This window comes from Cohnella sp. OV330 (assembly GCF_900112065.1).
GTDB lineage: Bacteria > Bacillota > Bacilli > Paenibacillales > Paenibacillaceae > Cohnella.
Genome location: NZ_FOKE01000004.1, coordinates 194,896 through 216,342, shown reverse-complemented (window position 1 = coordinate 216,342; position 21,447 = coordinate 194,896). Strand labels below are relative to the sequence as shown.

Here is a 21,447-nt window from a genome sequence, read left to right as displayed (position 1 = left end):
GACGATGGATGCGGAGCAAGTGAAGCGGTGGCGACTGATTCTTGGCGCGGCGGCCGAGGAAAAGCTGGACGCTGCAGGGGGCACGTCGGGCGGCGGCGCGCGTCTGGACGAAGAGAGTCTGCTGATGGACGAGGCGCTTGCCGCGATCTACGACGGAACCGCCGGAGAAGTCGGCGGCGGGGGGCCGGGAACGGGTGCGGCGGGCGGAAGTCCGCGGGCAGCCGGCCTGGGCGCCTCTGCGCCCAGATTGGCGAAGTGGCTGGGAGACGTGCGGTCCTTTTTCCCCTCGGATATCGTGTCGGTCATTCAAGCGGATGCCGTTCACCGCAAAGGGCTGACCAAGCTGCTGTTCGAGCCCGAGCTGCTCGCCCAGGTGAAGCCCGACATCGGGATGGTGGCGACGCTCATGTCGCTGCGCGGGCAAATTCCCGAGCGGACGAAGGAAACGGCGCGGACGCTGGTGCGTGAAGTCGTGGACGAGATCGTCAGGCGGCTTGCCCAGGAATTGACCCGCGCGGTGACCGGTTCCCTGAATAAAAGACGACATTCTCCGCTGCCTTCGCTGACGGGACTCGATTGGGACAAGACGATCCGCAGCAATTTAAAGCATTATGACGTCGAGCGCCGATTGCTAATACCCGAAAAGGTATACTTCTTCGACCGCGCGCGCAAAAGCAAGGAATGGACGGTCATCCTCGATATCGACCAAAGCGGCTCGATGGCGAATTCCGTCATCTATGCGTCCATCGCGGGATCCATCTTCGCCAGCATGCCTTCGCTCGAGACGCGCGTCGTCGCGTTCGATACCGAAGTCGTCGACTTGAGCGAAGCCTGCGCGAACGATCCCGTCGATCTGCTGTTCGGCATTCAACTGGGCGGCGGAACGGACATCAACAAGTCGGTCGCCTACTGCGAATCCTTCGTGACCGAGCCGAAGAAAACGTTGTTCCTGCTCATTTCCGATCTGTACGAGGGCGGCAACCGAACGGAGATGATCCGAAGGCTGCGCGACATGCACGAGTCCGGCGTGCGGACGATGTGCCTGCTCGCCCTCTCGGACGACGGCGCGCCCGCTTACGACGAGGATGTCGCCCGGAAGCTCTCCACCTTCGGCATCCCTTGCTTCGGCTGCTCCCCGGACAAACTGCCGGAGCTGATCGAAGGCGCGTTAAAAGGGATGGACCTGCTGCAGCTGGCGGACCGCGTCAAGCAAGCGAAAAGCTGATTGAAAGGCCGGCGCCGGCACCAGCCTGCGCTTCGATAAGGGACGGCGCCGATCCGGCGCCGTCTTTTTTGCTGACCGATGGAGAGTTGCCGCGAGACTGTGCACTTTGCCGCCGGATTGCTACAATAGAAGGGAAATAGAAGGGAATATGACGGCGTTCAGAAGGAGCTTCGGGTTACGATGACGAAAAAGTACGAAAATGCCGACGGCTCTTCGAACGTTAAATCGTTTGCGGAGCTGCGGCAGTGGCAGAAGGAACGCCGATCGAAAAAGAAAGACCTGTCTTTTGTCGTGCCCCGCGCAGAGCCGGAAACGACCTTGCTGTCCGCGAACCGCACCGAGCCGACCGTGACGTTCATCGGTCATTCGACTTTTCTCGTTCAGCTCGGCGGACTCAATATCGTGACGGACCCCGTATGGGCGTTGCGGATGGGCTTCGCCCCGAGGCTGTCGCCTCCGGGTCTGCCGATTGAGTCGCTGCCGCCGATCGACGTCGTCGTCCTGTCCCATGCGCATTACGACCATCTTCACTTGGGCAGCCTGCGCCGTCTGCCCGGCGATTTTATCGCGCTCGTGCCGGTCGGTCTGGCCGGATGGTTCAGGCGTAAAGGCTTCGGGCGCGTCGAAGAGCTCTCTTGGTGGTCCGAGACGCGCGTAGGCAACGTAACGTTCGGCTTCGTGCCGGCCAAGCATTGGACGAGGCGGACGCCATGGGATACCAATTCGTCGCATTGGGGCGGCTGGGTGATGCGCCATGATTCCGACTGTTTGTATTTTGCCGGCGATAGCGGTTACGACGATAGCTTCCGCCAGATCGGCGCGAAGTACGGAGACATTCGCGTCGCGCTTATCCCGATAGGCGCTTATGAACCGGAGTGGTTCATGGGGGGCTCGCATATGACGCCAGAAGAAGCGATACAGACATTCGCGGACGTCGGCGCTCGCTATTTCGTACCGATGCACTACGGATCGTTCCGGCTGGCCGACGATACGCCCAAGGAGGCGCTGGACCGGCTCGACGCCGAATGGGAACGGCGGGGGCTTCCGGTAGACAGGCTGTGGACGATGGAGCATGGCCGAACGAAGCTGTGGTCCGCCGCCAGGACAAGACTTTGAAAACTTTATAAACCTTATAAAAAACCGAACAACCGCCCGAGCCTTCGGCTTGGAGCGGTTGTTCGGTTTTTTATCGTCTATTCCGCGCTTTCCCATCGTCCGTATATGCCGCAAGGCAGCGTCAGACCGCTTCGCGTAATCGGCAGGCCGATCTCTCCGGCATCGATCTTGCCTCCGTGACGGCGGCCGATGGACATGTGCAGCAGGTTATGCAGCACGGTCGGCGACAGGCCGGTCGTGTACGAATTGACGAGCACGAACAGCGGATCGTCGGAGAGGATGGTCTTGCACTCCTCAAGGAACGGGTACAAGCTGTCCTCGAGCTTCCAGGTCTCGCCTCCGGGCCCGCGGCCGTAGGAGGGAGGATCCATGATGATGGCGTCGTACTGCTTGCCCCGGCGCTGCTCGCGCTGCACGAACTTGAACACGTCGTCCGTGATGTAGCGAACGGGCGCGGATTCGAGGCCCGAGAGAGCCGCGTTTTCCTTGGCCCATTGGACCATCCCCTTGGCGGCGTCGACATGACACACTTCCGCGCCCGCGGCGGCCGCGGCGACGGTCGCCCCGCCGGTATAAGCGAACAGATTAAGCACGCGGATCGGCCTGCCGGCTTCCTTGATCCGCTTCATCATCCAGCTCCAGTTGACCGCTTGCTCGGGGAAGAGACCCGTGTGCTTGAAGTTGGTCGGCTTGATGTGGAAGCGGAGCGGGCCGTAGGAGATCGTCCAGCGCTCGGGCAGCTGCTTGTTGAACTGCCACTGGCCGCCGCCGGAGGAGCTGCGGAAGTAGTGGCCGTCCGGACGCTGCCAGTCGGCGGATTCCTTGGCGAGCGGCCAGATGATCTGCGGGTCGGGGCGTCTTAGGATCACGTCGCCCCAGCGCTCCAGCTTGTCCCCCGCGCCGGTGTCGATGAGCTCGTAGTCTTGCCAGTCGGTTGCCATTCTCATGTTCCGTTTAACTTCCTTTACTATTCGAATTAATCGGTCAGCGCGCGTCTTGAAGCGATTGGCAATCCGTCAAGAAGCGATACCCGAAGCCGCGCACCGTGTGGATATACACCGGATTCGACGGGTCGGGCTCGATCTTTTTGCGGAGATTGCTGATATGCACCATCAACGTCCGGGTGTCGCCCATGCTGTCCGTATGCCAGACGAGCCGGTACAGCTCGTTCATCGCGAAGATCCGGTTGGGCTGGCGCGCGAGGACGCACAACAGCTCGAACTCCTTGGCGGACAGCGGGAGAGTCTCGCCGTCCCGCCGGACCTCGAAGCGGTCGGGATCGATCTCGAGGCTCCCAAACGCCATCAGGCCATGCTGCTCTTCCGCTTGCGGCCGTTCGCGCTGACGCCTGCGGCGGATATGGGCCTGTACGCGGGCGACGAGCTGCCTCGGACTGAACGGCTTGGTAATATAATCGTCGCCGCCCTCGGTGAGACCGAGGACGATGTCCGCATCCTCGCTCTTGCAGCTAAGGAAGAGGATCGGCACGTCCGCGCAGCCGCCTTCGCGCAGCCGCCTGCACACCTCGATGCCGTCCATGTCTCCGAGAGACACGTCCAGGATGACGAGATCCGGACTTAGCGCTTCGGCGATGCGCAGCGCTTCCTCTCCGCCCTCCGCGGCATGCACCGCGAAGCCTTCTTTCGTCAGGAACAACCCGATCAGTTCGGTGATCTCGCGCTCGTCGTCGACGACGAGAACGGTGCCAATCGGTTTGCTCAAGATAGTTCCCTCCCATGCCATGTCAACGTTCGACTGTACCTTATTATACTGAAAGCGTTGACGCATAAGCAATGCGCGTTTACGATGAGGACAGCGTTTCAAGGCAGGAGCGAATGGAAAATGAAAGCAAAAAAAACGAGGCGGGGACAAGGTGCGCTGCTTGTCTTTGTCTTCGTCGTGGCGCTGGCCGGATTGGCGGGCGGCTTCGCGCTCGGCGAGGGCGGTCCGAGCGGCAAGCCTGACGCGAAGGACGGCATCGTCGACCTCGACGGTTATTCCTTTGAAAAGAGCGGCACGCTCTCGCTCGAAGGAGAATGGCGCTTTTCATGGGGCTCGCTGCGCCAAGGGAGTGGGTTCGACCGGACGATTCGCGTTCCCGGCATATGGAGCGGTCAGCCGGACGGGCAAGGCGGCCGATTGCCGAGCCAGGGTTACGGCACGTACCGGCTGGAGCTGCGCCATCTGCCGACCGAGTCTCGCATGCTCGGCATCCGGCTGCCGAATTTATCGACGGCTTACGCGCTGTACGTTGACGGCGCCCTTATCGGATCGAAGGGCGTACCCGGCGAATCGAAGTCTTCGACGAAGCCTTACCAGATGCCGGACATCGTCTTCTTCCAGCCCTCCGGCAACTCGGCCGTTCTCACGCTGGAGCTGGCGAATTTCCATCACCGGACGGGCGGCATCCGCAGCGCCCTCGTTCTCGGCACGCCCGAGCAGATCAAGCGGGTCGCCTTCGTGCACGAGGCCAGGGAGTTCATCGTGCTGGGCTGCCTCCTTATGATCGGCATCTATCATATCGGGTTGTACGCGCTGCGGAGAAAAGAGCTGGACAATCTGCTGTTCGCCATGCTCTGCATTTGCGTCGCAGGCCGGATGAGCGTCATCGGCGAAGGATTGCTCCCTAGGTTTGTGCCGGAAATGACGTGGACGGCGGCGGGGCGACTCGAGTACAGCTTTTTCGTACTGAGCGCCCTCAGCGGCTTTGCGTATTTCCGCCGGACGTACAGCAAAGAAATCACGCGCAGATGGACGTTCGTGGCGTGCACGGCAGCCGGCGCTTTGATGGCGTTGACCTGGGGGCTGCCGCTGCTCGAGTCGAGCTCGCTCATCCTTTACTATCAGGCGTTCGTGGTCGTCTTAAGCGTCGCATCGCTGTACTTGCTTATCGTGGCGCTGATACGAGGGCGTGAGGGCGCCGCTCTCTCCCTGATCGGCGTGGCCGGGCTCGTAGGCACCGTGCTCAGCGACATTTTCTTTTACAACGGTTGGTGGCGCGCGCCCGATATGGTTCCGTTGGGGCTGCTGTTCCTGGTCGTCATGAATTCCTTCCTGATCTCGCTGAGGTTTTCCAGGACGTTCGCCAAGGCCGAAAAGCTGTCTGCGGAGCTCCGCAGATGGAACGGACAGCTCGAACAACGCATTGCGGAGCGTACGGAGGCGCTGCACGCGGCGGAGCAGTCGCGAAGGCAGCTCGTCAGCAATATCTCGCATGACCTGCGGACGCCGATGACGCTCATTCAAGGGTACCTCGAGGCGCTTCGGGACGGCGTCATCTCCGATCCCGAGCAGCGGGAGGCGGTCATCGGCGCCATGCTGAAAAAAGCGGAGGGGCTTAACGAGCTGATCCGGGATTTATTCGACCTGTCCATGCTCGAGGCGCGTCAAGCCCAAATGACGTACGAGCTCGTCCCGCTGCCCGCTTGGCTCGAACGCCTTGCGGAGAACTATCGCATGGAAATGATCACCAAGGGCATTGCGTTCGACTGCCGGGCCCATGGTCCGGCAATCGAGACCGCCTGCGTGAAGATCGACGAGGGGCGAATGGACCGAGTCATGTCCAACCTGATCTACAACGCCATCCAAGCGACGCCTCGCGGAGGAGAGATTCGCATCGAAGCGCGACGCGGCGAGTGGCCGTTCGAGGCGGAGATCGCGGTGCTCGACAACGGCTCGGGCCTGTTGCCCGAAGATCTGCCGAAGCTGTTCGAACGATTTTACAGAAACGACAAGGCGAGAAATTATTCTTCCGGCGGCAGCGGGCTGGGCCTCGCGATCGCGCGCGAGATCGTGGAGACGCACGGCGGCCGCATCGAGGCGCGCATCCGTCCGGAAGGGGGGAGCGCCTTCGCGATCACGCTGCCGATTGCCGTACGAATGAATGGGGAGGAAGAGCAATGACCTTGACAAACGCGCAAAAAAGAACGATCTTGATCGCGATCGCCGCGCTGGCGGCGCTGTTCGCGACGATCACGTCCTTGAGGGCCGGCGGCTATGCCGCGTGGGACGGCGCGGCTGCGGATGCGGCGTCGGCCACCCGCGCGCCTGGCTGGACGAGCTTGTGGCGGACGATGAACGACATGGGCTCGACGACAGTCATCGCGGCGATTACGCTGTTGTCCGCAGCATGCTGGTGGCGGCTTCGCTCTTGGAAAATCGCCGTCTCATTCGTTGGCGTCGTCCTGGCTGCATACGTCCTGCAAATGCTGCTTAAGTCCGCATTCGGATACGAGCGTCCGGACGGCGCATGGGGCATCGCGCATGACGGCAACGGATATCCGAGCGGCAACGCGACGATCGCAGCAGCGTTGTACGGCTGGTGGCTGTTGCTTGGAGCGCTCGCGCTGCGCGGCCGCTTTTGGAAAATCGTCGTTCTTGCGCTCTCGATCGTGCTCATCGCGGCGACAGGCTGGAGCCGAATCTATTTCAGCGTCCATTATTTGTCGGACGTATGCGCGGGATTGTGCGTCGGCGGGCTTTGCGCGCTTGCGGCCGCTATCATTTGCTTTTGGCGACGGACCTGACGGGTTTCTTTCGATCGCCCTCGACGATGCCGAGCAGGAGTCCGATCGACTGCTGGCGCTGCTCCTGATCCATGGACTTGAACAGCTCGAGGATCTTGTGCTCCTGGGGTTCGGACGGATGCTCGGGACGTTTCGCGCCGGCGCCGCCGATGATGTAGTCCAGCGAGACGTTGAAGTAATGCGCCAGCTTGATGAGCGTCTCGTAAACCGGATGGCGATTGTTAATTTCATAATGACTGTAGGCGGATCTCGTAATGCCGACCTGTCGCGCCACTTCCTCTTGGGACAGATGGCGTTCGAGGCGAAGCTGTCGAAGGCGGTCTCCCATGCTCATATCGCTTAGCTCCTTGCTAATATTAAGTGGACTATTTGTTTATAACTGTATGATACAATATGTATCATGTCAAGCGTTTTCATTCGAACGCGACGATTTCTTTTATTGAAACCATCGGTTATAATAGTTTAGAATCATTATAATCTGCATGGCGTTAAACCGTTCTGCGGACGAAGGGGGCAATCCCGATGACGACGTTCGACGACCAACTGATAAAAATAAATAAGCAGCTGCTGAGCAAAGGCTACAAGCTGACTTCGCAGCGCGAGGCTACGGTTCGCGTGCTGCTCGAATACGAACAGGATCACCTCAGCGCGGAGGAAGTGTTCATGCTCGTTCGCGAAGTGCATCCGGACATCGGCCTTGCGACCGTGTATCGTACGTTGGAGCTTCTGGCCGAGCTGCATATCGTCGAAAAAATGAACTTCGGCGACGGCGTCGCTCGGTTCGACCTGCGGAGCGACGAGAGCGCGCATATGCATCACCATTTGATCTGTACCGTTTGCGGGCGTCTGAAGGAGATCAAGGAAGACTGGCTCGGAGAGCTGGAACAGCGTCTCGCGCGGGAATACGGGTTTCAAGTGACCGACCATCGTCTTGAATTCACGGGCACGTACGCAAACTGCGGACGGGAAGGATGCAAAAAGGCGAGTAAAGCCGTCTCTTGACCGGCTCGCAAGCCGATTCGCGATATGGTTTCGCATCGATAGTAAATGAAACGGCCCACGCGGGATAAGCGGCAGCTTCGGCCTTGCGAGGGCCGTTCGCGCGTTAATGCCTGTCCGATTTGCGCTTCAGCTCTCTCGCGCGGAACATCAGCCACCCGACGGCGACGATCATTAAGACGAACATAATCGTGTATGTGACAATCATGGCTGCACCTCCAGTGATGTTAATGTTTACCCTTACCGAGCGATTATGCAGCGGGCGTCCCGGCGGCGTAGCAACGAAAATCGGCCGGTATTGGCCTAACTGTTATGGGATCGGTTACAATAGTAAGGAATTCATATCGAGGAGGAGATTCGCTAGTGAAATTCAGTCAACTGGGAAAGTCGGGCCTTAAGGTCAGCAAGCTGTGCCTCGGAACGATGAATTTCGGCGTGGACACGGACGAGAAGGAAGCGTTCAGAATGATGGACGCCGCGCTCGACGCTGGCATCAACTTCTTCGACACGGCGAATATTTACGGTTGGGGCGAAAACGCTGGCCGCACCGAGGAAATTATCGGACGCTGGTTCGCCCAAGGCGGGGGACGCAGAGAGCGCGTCGTGCTGGCGACCAAGTTCTATGGAGACATGAGCGACGCGAGCGACGGGCCGAACGGCGAAACGGGACTGTCCGCTTACAAGCTGCGTCGCCACCTTGAAGGCTCGCTGCGCAGGCTGCAGACGGATCATATCGAGCTGTATCAAATGCATCACGTCGATCGCAACGTATCGTGGGACGAGCTGTGGGACGCATTTCGCATCGCGCAGTATCAGGGCAAGATCGGATACGTGGGCTCGAGCAACTTCGCGGGCCGCGATCTTGTCAAAGCCCAGTACGAAGCCAAATCGAAGGGCATGCTCGGACTGGTGTCCGAGCAGCACAAGTACAGCCTGATCACGCGCCTTCCGGAGCTTGAAGTACTGCCGGCCGCGCAAGAGCACGGCATCGGCGTCATCGCCTGGAGTCCGCTGGACGGCGGCCTGCTGAGCGGCCGCGCGCTGAACCCGGCGCCGGGCTCGAAGCGGGCGAGCGATCAATCGCGCGTGGACAAGTATCGTCCTCAGCTCGAAGCGTTCGCCAAGCTCGCTGCGGAGCTGGGCGAATCCGAGGCGAATCTGGCGCTGGCTTGGACGCTGGCGCATCCCGCGATGACCGCGCCGATCATCGGGCCTCGCACGATGGAGCAGCTCGAGGGAGCGCTGCGCGTCGTCGACATCGAGCTTAGCGAAGAGACGCTGAAGCGTCTGGACGAGATTTTCCCGGGACCCGGCGAAGCGCCGCGCGCCTATGCCTGGTAATCGATAGGAACAGCTTGAAGCCGTTCGCGATCGCGAACGGCTTTTTTTTCGCGATTTATTTCCGATTAAAGTATAAAACGGAACACTTGATCGACAAATATCGATGAATTATGCTGAATTACGCCAAGAATTGGGTGTACTATGCTTCGATTCCACGTATAATGGGTAAAAGAGCGATTCATTTTTCGCAGCGCAAGATTTGGCAGGGAGGCCACCAACATGACGCATACGCACGGATCATACGATCTCTCTCTCGTCTTGCTCTCCTATTTGATCGCCGTGCTCGCCTCGTATACGACGCTCGATCTCGCCGGCCGCATCGGCAAGGCGAGTTCAGGCTACAGAACGCTCTGGATCGGCTTCAGCGCGGCCATCATGGGCATGGGCATCTGGTCGATGCACTTCGTCGGGATGCTGGCCCTGCGCCTGCCGATGACCGTCAAGTATGACGGCGCGCTCGTATTCATATCCGCCGCAGCCGCGATCGCAGGCTGCTTCGTCGCGCTTAACCTGGCGGCCAAGCCTAATTTGGGATATCGCCGTCTATTGCTGGCGGGCGTTTTTCTCGCTTCCGGCATTTGCGCGATGCACTACATCGGCATGGACGCCATGAAGATGCAGATCGACTATTCGCCGCTCATCGTGACGCTGTCGGTCGTCATCGCGCTTCTCGCATCCATAGCCGCGCTATGGCTCGCGTTCGTCTATCATCGCCAGCAGAAGCGCTACGCGATTCGCAAGAAGCTGGCGAGCGGGCTGATCATGGGCGCCGCGGTCGCCGGCATGCACTATACGGGCATGAGCGCGGCCGCTTTCGAGATGGATCACGCGATGATGCACGGCAACATGGACATGTTTTCGAACCAGCGGATGATGGCGTACGGCGTCGTCGTCGGCACGCTGTTGACGCTCGGCTTGTCGCTGGGAGGCATCGTCATCGCCAAGCGGTTCGCCGCCAAGCAGCTGCGGATCGAAGAGAGCCAGAATTGGTACAAAGCGATCTACGACAGCATGACCGACGGGATCATCACGCTCAGCCTCGACCGGAAAATCACGGGCCTGAATCCTTCGGCCGAACGCATCGTCGGCGTTGATCAGTCCGCGCTGATCGGCATGCCGCTGGAGGAGCTTCTTCGCGTCGCGGTTTCCGAACGTACCGACGAGCTGGAAAATATTCTCGCTTTGGTCAAGGACGGCAAGCGACAGCAGTACGAGTCGACCGTCGTCAACGCCAAGGGAGAACGGTTAAGCCTGGAAGTTTCAATCGCGACCGTTCGCTCCGGCGACGGGGCCGTCGGCATGTACATGAAGCTGCGGGATATTACGGAGGACAAATCCAAAGAAGAGCATATTCGCAAAATGGCGTACGAGGACGATCTGACGGGCTTGCCGAACCGCCGCATGTGGCAGGAGCGATTGGCCGAGACCGCGTCCGAGCTGGGCAGAATTCGCAGCTGCTTCGCCGTCATGGTGCTCGATATCGACCGGTTCAAGCTGATCAACGATTCGCTCGGACATCAGTACGGTGACCAATTCCTGAAGGACGTGTCGGAGCGGATCGCGCTGGCGCTAGAGGGCAGCGGCGCGGAGCTCGCGCGGCTCGGCGGCGACGAGTTCGCGATCCTCGTGATGGATGCTTGCAGCAGGGAGGAGCTGTCCTCGCTTGCCGAAGAGATCGTGCATCAGATCCAGCGGCCCTATCCGCTGCAACACCAGGATTACTACGTGACGGCCAGCATCGGCATCGCAGTCTGCCCGGAGCATGGCGAACAACCCGACCAATTGCTGCGGCACGCGGACCTGGCGATGTACGAGATCAAAAAGCAGGGGAAAAACGGATATCGGTTTTACCAGCCCGAGTTGAACGACAAGCTTACCGAGAAGCTCGAGCTCGAACGCGACTTCAGGCAGGCTTTGCCGCACAACGAGCTTGAGCTCTACTATCAGCCGCAGGTTCGCTCGTCGGACGGCGTCATGATCGGCGTAGAGGCGCTCGTGCGCTGGAATCACCCCCGCAAAGGCATGATCTCTCCGGGCGTGTTCATCCCGCTCGCGGAGGAGATCGCGCTCGTCGGACCGCTTGGGGATTGGGTACTACGCGAGGCTTGCCGCCAGATGCGCGAATGGCACTTGGCGGGCGGACCGCTCGTGCCGGTGTCCGTCAACCTGTCCTCGCAGCAATTTTATCAGTCCAACCTGGACGAGCATATCGCAAACATCTTGTCGGAGTCGGGACTCGAGCCGCATTTTCTCGACCTGGAAATTACCGAGAGCATGATGATGGACGTGGAGGTGTCGACGGCGATCTTGAACCGGCTCAGCGCGCTCGGCGTACGCATCAGCCTGGACGATTTCGGGACGGGCTACAGCTCGCTCAGCTACCTGAAGCATTTTCCGATCCACAAGCTCAAGATCGACCGTTCCTTCATTCGGGATATTACGGTGAGCGAGAGCGACCGGGCGATCGTCGCGACGATCATATCGATGGCCGAGCATTTGAAGCTGGACATCATTGCCGAGGGGATCGAGACCAAGGAGCAACTCGACATCCTGCGCGATCAGTCCTGCAGAGAGATACAAGGCTACTACTTCAGCAAGCCGATTCCGGCGGGCGAGATCGAACGCAGCTTCTTCGAGCCGCTGCGCGAGGGCAAGCTGAGAGCTTGACGCAAACGACAGAAGGGCAGGCGGTCAATGACCGCCTGCCCTTCTTGTATAACCCGCTATTCTTCGATGACGTCCGCGAATATTTCTTCAAGCTCTTCGTCCGCCACCATCGTGATGGACGAGGGATAGACGCGGCGTCCGTACTCGGTCAGCATATATCGAACGATCGATTCCTTGAGATTGGCTTCGACCAGGTAGCGGCTGCGTCCTTCGACCCACACTTCCGCCGTGAAGCCTTGCTCGTCGTCCCACGAGAGCTCGACTTCAACGGAAGTGGCGGGTATTTGCTGCCGCTCCGACGTATGCAGGCATACGGCGTTTACGATCTCGTCCGTCGTCAGCCGCATAGCGGATTACCAGCGGCGATGGGAATCGTTCGGACCTTGCGGCTGATGCTGTCTGCGACGGCGCAAGGCGTTCACGATACCCATGATCAGGACGACTACGAAGAAGATGGCGGCCAGATTGATGAGCAGGCCCAGGATGTCTCCGAAGAAGCCCATGCCGCCGAACATACCGCCGAACAGCATGCCGGCGATGCCGCCGATCATGAGGCCTTTCATGAAGCTGCCTCCGCTCGTAAATCCGCGTTTAGGCGTCGTGCCGGCCCCCGCCGTCGTTCCGGAGCTTTTGTTCGTGCTGCTGGACACGTTGTCCTGCGCCTTTGCCGGCGTCTTCGTATACGAACGCTTGCTGGAGCTGAATCCTTTACGCGCGGCGTCCGCTGCGTCGGCAGGAATGACGATGGCCGCCGTGAAGGCGAACAGCGTAAACACGAGCAACATTTTTTTCCACATACGGTGCGATTCCTCCTGTGTGAATGAGATACGATCGGTAATACGGGAAAAATCGCGTTCGGTTTCAATTTACCTCGTTTTTTCGTATGCTAGTTCCTATCGGAACCGCAAAAAGGAGCACGACCGCGATATGATGTCATTATTCCCGATTCCCGAGCCGTTCGTACATTATTTGGCACAATATCATGGCACGCGCGATTATTTCGAGTGTCACGAGATCATGGAGGAATATTGGAAGGAAAAAAAAGAAGCCGCCTATGAAGGCAGCTGGCTGGTGTTGATCCGGATCGCGGTCATGCAGTACCATGCGCGCAGGGGCAATGGCAGCGGAGCCCTGAAGCTGCTCGCGAAGGCCGATTCGGAGATCGAGCCGGACCGTATGGACGAGCTTGGCCTGAACGGCCGGCAGCTCAAGCGGATGCTGGGAGAGCGAAGGGAGCGCTGGACCGACGCGGACCGCGTCGTCTACGACGACTTCAATCTCCCGATCGCGGACCCCGCGCTGCTGGAGGCGGCCGTACGCCGGACCGAGGCGCTCGGCGCCATATGGTTGTCCCCGGGCGAGTCGGCGGATGCGAACGTCGTTCATCGTCATCTCGTTAGAGACCGGACGGACGTCGTTGTAGCGAGAGAAGCCTCGATCCTCAGCCGGCAAAAGGAGCGGAATGCCGGGATGGCCGATTAGTCGAGCAGCGCGCTTGCGTCGGTCTGCGCCGACAGGTAAGCGTAGCCGTCCGTGACAAGCTCGAGTTCGCCCGTCACCGGATCGATGATCAGGCCGTGAACCGGGGTGCCCGGCGGCAGCAGCGGATGATTGCGGACGATTTCGACGCTGTTTTCCACGCTGCTTTTGACGTTTTCGAAGCCGGTCAGCCAGCGGGTGAAGTCGACGCCGGAGTTGTGGAGCATGCGAATCGTGTCCTGGCGGATGCCGCGCTTCATCATATGGCCGACGACGACTTTCGGATCGATGCCCGTCATGCCGCAGTCCTTGTGGCCGATAATCATGACTTCGTCGCCCTTAAGCTCGTAGAGCGCGACGATGACGCTGCGCATGATGTTGCCGAACGGCGCGGTGATGATGGCGCCCGCGTTTTTAATGATCTTGGCGTCGCCGTTGCGAATGTTGAGCGCCTTCGGGAGCAGCTCCGTCAGTCGCGTATCCATGCACGTGACGACGACGAGACGGCGGTCCGGCGCGTTGTTGTTGGTGTACTTTTCGTATTCGTTGTTGGCGACGAACTCTTGGTTGTAGCTAAGTACTTCATCCAATTTGGTCATCTTGAGTGGCTCCTATCAGCGAGTATGAGTGCTTGCGGAAGTTCTCAGGTCGACGATGCCCAGCGAATTCGTATAGATCTGGCCGTCGCTCGACAGCTTGAAGCTGCGGTTCGCGCCGTCGTAAGAGATGCGCAGAACATCGTCGAAATAAACTGCGTGGCGCGGCTCGTACCATAGCTCGATCGGCTCGCCGTCCGCGCGAAGGTCTCCGGGGGCCGGCTCGTCGACCGCCCATAAAAACGGCACGCCGTTCACGGCGCAGCCGCAGCCTTCGTTGTCCGATACCAGCTTCCAGACGCGGACCGGCGGGTCGAACTTCGCTTGCAGCGCGGCGGCCGCCTCGATCGTCCATTCGATTCTCATCGCTCTTCGCTCCTTTCGGCCAGCGTTATAAGACCGTTATGTTGATTATAGAGATCGCGGCAGGTATGATCAAGGGGTCTGCTATTCAATTGGAAATGGAAGGGATGAGATCGGAATGAGCGAAAATGCCGCAACGAAGGATTCGGCGATCGTCCGGTTTCGTGCGCTGACGACCCAGATCAAGCATTACGAGGAGCTGCTCGGCGTCGTCTATTGGGACATGCGGACAGGGGCGCCGCGCAAGGGCATCGCCCAGCGCTCGGAGGCCGTCGGTACGCTATCCTCGGAGATGTTCAGGTTGTCCACGTCCGCGGAGATGGGCGAATTGCTGGACGAGCTGGACGGGGCAGACGCGGACGGCGAACTGTCCGACGTCGACCGCAAGCTGATCAAAGAGACGCGCAAGGATTATGAGCGGAACCTGAAAATTCCGCCGGAGCTTTACCGCGAATACGTCGTGCTCACTTCCCAGGCCGAGACCGAATGGGAAGAAGCCAAGGCCAAAAGCGACTTTAAAGGATTCCTTCCCTATTTGAAGCAAATCATCGACTATAACCGCCGCTTTATCGCGCTCTGGGGCGTGAAGGGAACGCCGTACGACACGCTGCTGGACATGTACGAGCCGGGCACGACGACGGCGGACCTGGACCGTCTGTTCGGCGAGCTGCGCCATCGGCTCGTGCCGCTCGCGGCGGATATCGCGCAGCGCGGAGACAAGCCGGATACGGCATTTTTGCAAGGCACGTTCGACAAGGCCGCGCAAAAGCGCTTCAGCCTCTACACGCTCGGACAGATGGGCTACGACTTCGAAGCGGGCAGGCTCGACGAGAGCGTGCATCCGTTCGCGACGGGCCTGAGCACCGGCGACGTTCGGATCACGACGCGATATCTGGAGGACGATCTGACGAGCGCGCTGTTCGGCACGATCCACGAGTGCGGGCATGCGTTGTACGAGCAGAACGTCGATCCCAAGCTGAACGGCACGCCGCTGTGCGGCGGCACGTCCATGGGCATACATGAATCGCAGTCGCGCTTGTGGGAAAATATGATCGGACGCAGCCGCGGATTTTGGGAACGTTATCTGCCGGAGCTCAAGAAGGAGTTCCCTGCGCAGCTCGAAGGCGTCGAAGCGGAGGCGTTCTACCGCGGCATCAACGTCGTCGAGCCGTCGCTTATCCGCATCGAGGCGGACGAACTGACTTACAACCTCCATATTATGATCCGTTACGAGATCGAGAAGATGTTGTTCAATGAGGACCTCGACCCCGAACGGCTCGAAGAAGTATGGAACGCCAAGTACAAGGAGGCGCTCGGCATCGAGCCTTCGAACGCGGGCGAAGGCGTCCTTCAGGACGTCCACTGGTCGGGCGGCATGTTCGGCTACTTCCCGTCGTATTCGCTAGGCAATATGTACGCGGCGCAAATGCTGAAGACGGCGGAGCGCGAGCTGCCGACGCTGCACGAGGATATCGCAGCCGGACGCCTGCTGCCGCTCAAGGAATGGCTCACCGAGAAGGTGTACCGCCACGGCAAGATGCTCGAGCCGGGCGAGATTATCGAGCGGATCACCGGGGAGCCGCTGCGATCGGATTATTTGTGCGATTACTTAGAAGAGAAGTACAAGGAGATCTACCGGCTTGGTTAAAAGCTGATAGAAACGGCAAGGGTTGAACAGGGCGAACCTGTTCAACCCTTTTTGAGTTGGCTGGCCTCGGGAGATCATTAAGAATCGGAAAGCATCTTCGCTCTGCGGTACTCGGCGGGCGGAATGCCGTAGCGATCGGAAAATACGCGGGTGAAATAGTGTACCGACTGATACCCCGTGCGGTCGGCGATTTCCTTGACGCTGCCGAGCGTCGTTTTGAGCAAGCCTTCCGCCGTGAGCATTCGTTCCCGGGTGACGTAGTCCACGAGCGATTGGCCGAGCTCTTCCTTAAAAATACGGGACAGATGGCGCGCGGATACGTTCAGGTAGGCTGACACTTCCGTCAGGCCAAGCGAGCCCGAGAGATTATCCCGAATATAGCGCTTGGCGAGCTGGACGAGATGCGTGCGGGAGCGGGTGGATGCCCTCGCTGTGGTTACGGGCGTGCCGTCCTGTCGTCCGAACGTCACCGGAAAGGACCTGAGCAGCAGCGCGCACATGCTGTTCGTCAGCGGCTCGCTCTCAGCCTGATCCTGCAGGACATGCCGGAATAACGCACGCCACAACAGCGCTGTCACTCCTTCGGGGATCGAGACGACCGGCGAGGGGCTGCCGAGCAGCGCTTCGTCATACTGTCTGGCCTGCGGCGACGACGCGGCCGAGACGACCTCAAAGGCGACAAAAAAAAGCTTCAGGCCCGTCCGGCTGCGAATCTGGTGCCAATGCCCTGGCAGAGAAGCGAATAGCGAGCCGCTCTCGAGCTTGTAGGTGATGTCGTCGTCCTCATATTCGCCTGCTCCGTCGAGTACGTAGCATATTTCGTAAAACGAATGCCGGTGAACGGGATTGTCGTAATGCTGCCAATCGAGTCCCCAGTTATAAATCTGAAAGGCGACGCCGTCGCCGTCTGTGCACCTTCTGTAGTTCTCGTTTAAGATCCGGGTTGCGAAAAGGAAGTTGTCTTCGGTCAAAGATGTCACCTCTTGGCGCGATTGTGCAAACGGACGTCCGGCTTCTGCAAATACAAGAGGCCGAAAATTTCCTAAACTGATCGTATTCCAAGCGTTTACATTGAAGGAGGCCATTCAAATGGATATGCTGATTAAAGCAGAAGACGTACAATTTTACAAGGATAACGGGTATTTGCTCGTCCGCGGTGTTTTCTCTCCCGCAGAAGTGGAGGAAATGCGTAACGCCGTGACCGGCATTATCGACCGTGCCGCCAAATCGAAGTACGACGGCAACGCGACCTGGCAGGGCGACTATCTGCCGCCGGAGGAACTGAAGAAGCTGGTGCTCAAAGGCTTCCACGACGTCCATTACCACGACGCTTCGTTCACCCGCGCAGCCGTCCACCCGAACATGACGGCCGTCTTGTCGCAGTTGATCGGCCCGAACGTTCAGCTTCATCACAGCAAGATGCTGGTAAAGCCGCCCGAAAAAGGCGCCGCATTCCCCCTGCATCAGGACACGCCCTACTTTCCGCATGCCGACCATACGATGCTCGCGGCCAGCGTCCATTTGGACGATTCGGATATGGAAAACGGCTGTCTGTGCGTCATTCCGGGCTCCCATAAGCAAGGGCTGCTGCCGCATGTCGGCCGTTATTATCTCGATCACCGGGAATACCCGTTGTCCGCGGCGACCCCTTGTCCGGCATCGGCGGGCGACGTGCTGTTCTTCAACTATTTGACGATCCACGGCTCCGACGTGAACCGCAGTACGCGCAATCGGCGCAACGTCCTCTTCCAGTACCGCGATCCGATGGATCTGCCGACCGAAGACGTGCACGTGAACTGGGGCCAGGGATTGATGGTTTGCGGTGAAAATCCGGTTTATAAGGCTTATCAGCCCGAATATCAATTGAAATAGTACGTTGCCGACGCGACGAATGCGACGCGGATAATCGGACCTGAAGTCCTTGAGGGGGCGGAGGGTCTGTTTTTATGCGGAAAAAACGGGTACGATGGAGGAAACAAGCATTCGCGCGACATCGGAGGAAATGGCATGGACGTGACGAAAGGGGCGCGCGCGCTTTACCGCCTTGTCGGCTTGCGCGTCATGAAGACAGCGCTCGCCACGGTAGCGGCGATCTACATCGCGATGCTGCTGCACGTGGACAATCCGCAGGCGGCGGGCGTCCTCGCCATCCTGGGCGTCGATACGACCCGCTGGCGCGGCATCATGACGGTATACGCGCGATTCGCGGCATCCGTCATCGGACTGGCCGTCGCATCGGCGGTGTTCGTCTTGGCCGGATTTTACGTGTGGACGCTGGCGCTCTATATTTTGATCGCGTTCCCGCTGCTCACGCGCTTTAAGATGAAGGAAGGCATCGTGACGGGGGCGGTCATCGTATTCCATCTGTTCCACAGCGAGGTCGTATCCTGGCATACGATCGGCACGGAGCTGGCGTTGCTCGCGATCGGACTCGGCTCGGCGACGGCGTTCAATCTCGCGTACATGCCGAAGCAGCGCAAGTCGCTCGAGTCGCTGCGGCAGACGACCGAGGATATGTTCGTCGCGACGCTCGGCGAGTTGGCCAAGTTTTTGCGCGATCCCGGGACCGTCTGGGGCGGCGACGAGCTGCTCCGGGCGGAGGCCGCGATCGAGGAAGGCTTGCAGGCGGCGAAGCGGTCGCAGGAAAACCGGCTGAACCGGCAGGACGAGCCGTGGTTGTCGTACTTCGCCATGCGGCGCGAGCAGCTCGACATGATTCAGCTCATGATGGAGAACATCGCCTTCGTATCGTCGAGCGTGCCGCAGTCCGAAGCGATCGCGTCGCTGCTCGACCGTCTGATCCAGGACGTGCGGTCCGAATTTTACGAGGGCAAGGCCGAACGGGCGTTGGACGCCCTGGAGCGGGAGTTTAAGGCGATGCCGCTCCCCGCGACGCGGGAGGAGTTCGAGATCAGGGCGGCGCTGCTGCATCTGTGCAGGGAGCTCCGGCGATATTTGACAGTGGGCCGAAGAGGAAAAATGCGCAGGTCTTCATGAACAAGGACCGGCATACAATCATAGAGACGAAGCGTCAATGCAAGGATACGTTTTTGTCACTCTAGACGAATGTCCTGCATAGACTTTAATTGAATTGATTGTATGGAGGAGGTCATTGCATGACGCTCGCGGATAAACGGCTGCAGCGAAGGGAAATCATCACGAAGGCAGTCTGCGGCAAGGGCCGCAAATTCTCGACGATAACCCATTCGGTCACGCCGCCGCACCATCCCACCAGCATTCTCGGGGCATGGATCATCAATCACCAGTACGAAGCGGTTCGTTCGGGTGACGGCATCGAGGTGGTCGGGTCTTACGATATCAACATCTGGTATTCGTACGACAAGAACTCCCAGACCGACGTCGCCAAGGAGACGGTCTCGTATTCGGAGCTCGTGCCGCTCTCGTATGTAGACCCCCGTCATCGGAGCTCCACGGAAGAGGTCTCTGCGGATGCGACGCAGGAACCGAATTGCGTGGAAGCGTTGATCGGCGGAGGCGGAACTTCCGTGCTTATTCGCGTGGAGCGCGAATACGCGGTCGAAATGGTCGCGGAAACCAAAGTTTGCGTGGTCGTGGATCCGAACTACTTCGAAGACGGCAAGGACGCGGACTTTGCACTGGACGACGGCGATTACGAAGACCTCGATGCCGACCTGCTTGAAGACGATCTGTAAGCGGCCCGCCGCGGCCGATACTTATGTCTATGCAGAAGCGATGGAAGTGTCGAGGGCGGATGCCTGCTTCGTTCGGTAAAATCGTCCCGATGCCGGAAAAATCGCGCGGATCGCTCGGGCTACTGCCCGTACGCGGTTCCGGCGGCGTTCCGGTCTCAGGGGCAGGGACAGAATCAGGGAAGGGTCATCCGGCTTCGACGTACAACCGTCGGCGGGACGGCCCTTCCCGTGTTGTTCGGGGGGACGGCGATGAGGGAATCCGGCTCGAAGCACGGCATGAACGCGGCAAGATTTGGCGATAACGGCGCAGGGACGGCTGAGGCCGGGCCCGTTAAAAGCCGTCAGGCCGAGCAAGGGACGGTATGGGTCGACGGCAAGGGCGCGATCGGCGAGCTGCTCGCGGCGGCCGGACTGAAGCGTCTAGGCGCCGACAGCCGGCCGGGGGCTTCGGACGTGATCGTGCGCTTGTCGGGCGAAAGGACAGGCTGCGTGGATAAAAAGGGAGGCGCAGCGGCTGGACATGCCGGGACTTGGACCTGGAACGCGGCGGCCGGCGCGGTCGGTTCCCTGTCGGCCGCGGAACTCGATCGGCGCCTCGCGCGCGAAGGACTAGCCGCGGCGCTTCAAAGCGGCGGCGCGATCGGCGGGAACGCAGGCTGGCGGCATCGCGTCGGCGCGCCGGGGACGCTTCGCGCTCCGTCGCAAACGTACGTCGTCACCGTCTTCGGCCTGGACGCGCCCATTGTCCGGCCGGAGCCCGGCGAGCATGCGTCCGGCCGCGAGCTGGCCCGCCGGCTGGGCAGAGCTTCCGCGCGCGCGATCTATGCGCTCGGGCTCGAGTTCGGTACGGTGACCTGGCAGATCGACGGGTCGGGGCGCCGAGGCGTCATCGTCGGCTTGGACATTGAAATCGGCGAACCCGACGAGGCGGGGGCGCGCAGCCTGGCCGAGGCGGCGTCCGCATTCGCGGCACGGTGGGCGGAGGAGGCAGCGGACGGCACGCCGGAAGCGCTCATCGGCGCGGATCCGGAATTCGTCATGCTCACGGACGCGGGAAGGATCGTGCCGGCTTCGCGTTACTTCGGTCCGGGGGAGCGGACCGGCAGCGATTCGGTGTTCGTGCGGGGCGTGCAGCGATGGCCGCTTGCCGAGCTGCGGCCTCGGCCGTCGCGGGAACCCGCCGCGCTCGCGCAGCGCATCCGGCGCCTGCTGCAGGAGGCGTCCGCGCGAACGGCCGGCGCTGGACTGCGCTGGCGCGCGGGCGCCGCGCCGGTCAAGGGCTTGCCGCTGGGCGGGCACCTGCACTTCAGCGGCATTGCCCTTACGGCCGAGCGCCTGCGGGCGCTCGACAACGCGCTCGCGCTGCCGCTGCGGCTGCTCGAGCCGAATGGAGCCGGACGTCGGCGGCCGCGCTACGGCGCGCTCGGCGACGTCAGGACGAAGTCGCACGGCGGCTTCGAATACCGGACGCCGCCGAGCTGGCTCGTGTCGCCGCGGCTCGCGCTCGGCGTATTGTCGCTCGCGAAGCTGGCCGTCGAGCATTCGCGCGAGATGCGGGACGGTCGCCCGCTCGACGACGACGCGCTGCGCGACGCCTTCTACGAAGGGCGGCTGGCGCCGCTGCGGCGGGCGGCCGCAGCGGTCCGCGGCGCGCTCGAATCGCTGCCGGCTTATGCGAGGCACGGCGAAGCGATCAGCTTTCTTTTCGACGCGATCGAGGCCGGGAAGGTGTGGGACGAGAGCGAGGATATCCGGCGCAAGTGGCGGATTCCGGAGTGACGTCTAAGAAGGGCGAAGCGCTAAGGCGAAGAGC

21 protein-coding genes are annotated in these 21,447 nt (G+C 60.5%); 13 read left to right on the top strand and 8 right to left on the bottom strand.

Features of this window, described 5'->3' with window-relative positions; translation table 11 throughout:
* Positions 1-4 precede the first annotated feature (4 nt).
* Both BM235_RS10895 and BM235_RS10890 read left to right on the top strand, forming a co-directional pair.
* Positions 5-1,225, top strand: coding sequence for a VWA domain-containing protein (locus BM235_RS10895; RefSeq protein ID WP_090112668.1), 1,221 nt, complete (start codon positions 5-7; stop codon positions 1,223-1,225).
* Positions 1,226-1,405: 180 nt separating this feature from the next.
* Complete coding sequence (locus BM235_RS10890; RefSeq protein ID WP_090112666.1) at positions 1,406-2,341, top strand: MBL fold metallo-hydrolase; 936 nt, start codon at positions 1,406-1,408, stop codon at positions 2,339-2,341.
* Between the two features lie 77 nt (positions 2,342-2,418).
* Here BM235_RS10890 and BM235_RS10885 read toward each other — a convergent pair whose 3' ends face one another.
* Together BM235_RS10885 and BM235_RS10880 are read right to left on the bottom strand one after the other, a co-directional pair.
* Entirely contained in the window at positions 2,419-3,288 is an 870-nt protein-coding gene (locus tag BM235_RS10885; RefSeq protein ID WP_090112664.1) for a class I SAM-dependent methyltransferase, read from the bottom strand.
* Positions 3,289-3,325: 37 nt separating this feature from the next.
* A complete protein-coding gene (locus BM235_RS10880) occupies positions 3,326-4,063 on the bottom strand; it encodes a response regulator transcription factor (RefSeq protein WP_255374310.1) in 738 nt (245 codons plus the stop codon).
* Between the two features lie 120 nt (positions 4,064-4,183).
* Between BM235_RS10880 and BM235_RS10875 the strand changes: the two genes are divergently transcribed.
* Entirely contained in the window at positions 4,184-6,244 is a 2,061-nt protein-coding gene (locus BM235_RS10875) for a sensor histidine kinase (RefSeq protein WP_158543739.1), read from the top strand.
* The gene (locus BM235_RS10870; protein ID WP_090112660.1) at positions 6,241-6,867 is read left to right on the top strand and encodes a phosphatase PAP2 family protein; all 627 of its coding nucleotides are present in this window, start codon (positions 6,241-6,243) and stop codon (positions 6,865-6,867) included. Before BM235_RS10875 ends, BM235_RS10870 begins: the two co-directional genes overlap by 4 nt.
* Here BM235_RS10870 and BM235_RS10865 read toward each other — a convergent pair.
* Positions 6,842-7,201 carry a helix-turn-helix domain-containing protein gene (locus tag BM235_RS10865; protein ID WP_090112658.1) on the bottom strand — a complete coding sequence of 120 codons (360 nt, stop codon included), beginning with the start codon at positions 7,199-7,201 and terminating at the stop codon, positions 6,842-6,844. The genes BM235_RS10870 and BM235_RS10865 overlap by 26 nt on opposite strands.
* A 188-nt stretch (positions 7,202-7,389) precedes the next feature.
* On the opposite strand from BM235_RS10865, the gene BM235_RS10860 reads away from it, so the two are divergent.
* The 3 genes from BM235_RS10860 to BM235_RS10850 all read left to right on the top strand — a co-directional run bounded on the left by BM235_RS10860 (position 7,390) and on the right by BM235_RS10850 (position 11,874).
* Positions 7,390-7,869 (top strand): ferric iron uptake transcriptional regulator, encoded by a 480-nt coding sequence (locus BM235_RS10860; protein ID WP_090112657.1) that lies wholly within the window; start codon positions 7,390-7,392, stop codon positions 7,867-7,869.
* Positions 7,870-8,229: 360 nt separating this feature from the next.
* Positions 8,230-9,207 (top strand): aldo/keto reductase, encoded by a 978-nt coding sequence (locus BM235_RS10855; RefSeq protein ID WP_090112655.1) that lies wholly within the window; start codon positions 8,230-8,232, stop codon positions 9,205-9,207.
* A gap of 219 nt (positions 9,208-9,426) precedes the next feature.
* Entirely contained in the window at positions 9,427-11,874 is a 2,448-nt protein-coding gene (locus tag BM235_RS10850; RefSeq protein ID WP_090112653.1) for a bifunctional diguanylate cyclase/phosphodiesterase, read from the top strand.
* Between the two features lie 56 nt (positions 11,875-11,930).
* On the opposite strand, the gene BM235_RS10845 is transcribed toward BM235_RS10850, so the two are convergent.
* Both BM235_RS10845 and BM235_RS10840 read right to left on the bottom strand, forming a co-directional pair.
* Entirely contained in the window at positions 11,931-12,221 is a 291-nt protein-coding gene (locus tag BM235_RS10845) for a DUF2653 family protein (protein ID WP_090112651.1), read from the bottom strand.
* A gap of 6 nt (positions 12,222-12,227) precedes the next feature.
* The gene (locus BM235_RS10840; protein ID WP_090113533.1) at positions 12,228-12,671 is read right to left on the bottom strand and encodes a hypothetical protein; all 444 of its coding nucleotides are present in this window, start codon (positions 12,669-12,671) and stop codon (positions 12,228-12,230) included.
* A gap of 130 nt (positions 12,672-12,801) precedes the next feature.
* Between BM235_RS10840 and BM235_RS10835 the strand changes: the two genes are divergently transcribed.
* Positions 12,802-13,356 carry a DUF309 domain-containing protein gene (locus tag BM235_RS10835; protein WP_158543740.1) on the top strand — a complete coding sequence of 185 codons (555 nt, stop codon included), beginning with the start codon at positions 12,802-12,804 and terminating at the stop codon, positions 13,354-13,356.
* Here BM235_RS10835 and BM235_RS10830 read toward each other — a convergent pair.
* Both BM235_RS10830 and BM235_RS10825 read right to left on the bottom strand, forming a co-directional pair.
* Complete coding sequence (locus tag BM235_RS10830; RefSeq protein WP_090112647.1) at positions 13,353-13,952, bottom strand: beta-class carbonic anhydrase; 600 nt, start codon at positions 13,950-13,952, stop codon at positions 13,353-13,355. The genes BM235_RS10835 and BM235_RS10830 overlap by 4 nt on opposite strands.
* A gap of 15 nt (positions 13,953-13,967) precedes the next feature.
* Positions 13,968-14,315, bottom strand: a complete 348-nt coding sequence (locus tag BM235_RS10825) for an iron-sulfur cluster biosynthesis family protein (RefSeq protein ID WP_090112645.1) — start codon at positions 14,313-14,315, stop codon at positions 13,968-13,970.
* 115 nt (positions 14,316-14,430) lie between these two features.
* On the opposite strand from BM235_RS10825, the gene BM235_RS10820 reads away from it, so the two are divergent.
* Positions 14,431-15,960 carry a carboxypeptidase M32 gene (locus tag BM235_RS10820; protein ID WP_090112643.1) on the top strand — a complete coding sequence of 510 codons (1,530 nt, stop codon included), beginning with the start codon at positions 14,431-14,433 and terminating at the stop codon, positions 15,958-15,960.
* Positions 15,961-16,037: 77 nt separating this feature from the next.
* On the opposite strand, the gene BM235_RS10815 is transcribed toward BM235_RS10820, so the two are convergent.
* Complete coding sequence (locus tag BM235_RS10815; RefSeq protein WP_158543741.1) at positions 16,038-16,931, bottom strand: helix-turn-helix domain-containing protein; 894 nt, start codon at positions 16,929-16,931, stop codon at positions 16,038-16,040.
* Positions 16,932-17,058: 127 nt separating this feature from the next.
* On the opposite strand from BM235_RS10815, the gene BM235_RS10810 reads away from it, so the two are divergent.
* The 4 genes from BM235_RS10810 to BM235_RS10795 all read left to right on the top strand — a co-directional run bounded on the left by BM235_RS10810 (position 17,059) and on the right by BM235_RS10795 (position 21,413).
* The gene (locus BM235_RS10810) at positions 17,059-17,832 is read left to right on the top strand and encodes a phytanoyl-CoA dioxygenase family protein (RefSeq protein ID WP_090113531.1); all 774 of its coding nucleotides are present in this window, start codon (positions 17,059-17,061) and stop codon (positions 17,830-17,832) included.
* A 135-nt stretch (positions 17,833-17,967) separates the two neighbouring features.
* Positions 17,968-18,957, top strand: coding sequence for an aromatic acid exporter family protein (locus tag BM235_RS10805; protein ID WP_090112637.1), 990 nt, complete (start codon positions 17,968-17,970; stop codon positions 18,955-18,957).
* 119 nt (positions 18,958-19,076) lie between these two features.
* The gene (locus BM235_RS10800; protein WP_090112635.1) at positions 19,077-19,634 is read left to right on the top strand and encodes an outer spore coat protein CotE; all 558 of its coding nucleotides are present in this window, start codon (positions 19,077-19,079) and stop codon (positions 19,632-19,634) included.
* Between the two features lie 249 nt (positions 19,635-19,883).
* Positions 19,884-21,413, top strand: a complete 1,530-nt coding sequence (locus BM235_RS10795) for a putative amidoligase domain-containing protein (protein ID WP_090112633.1) — start codon at positions 19,884-19,886, stop codon at positions 21,411-21,413.
* Positions 21,414-21,447: the final 34 nt, after the last annotated feature.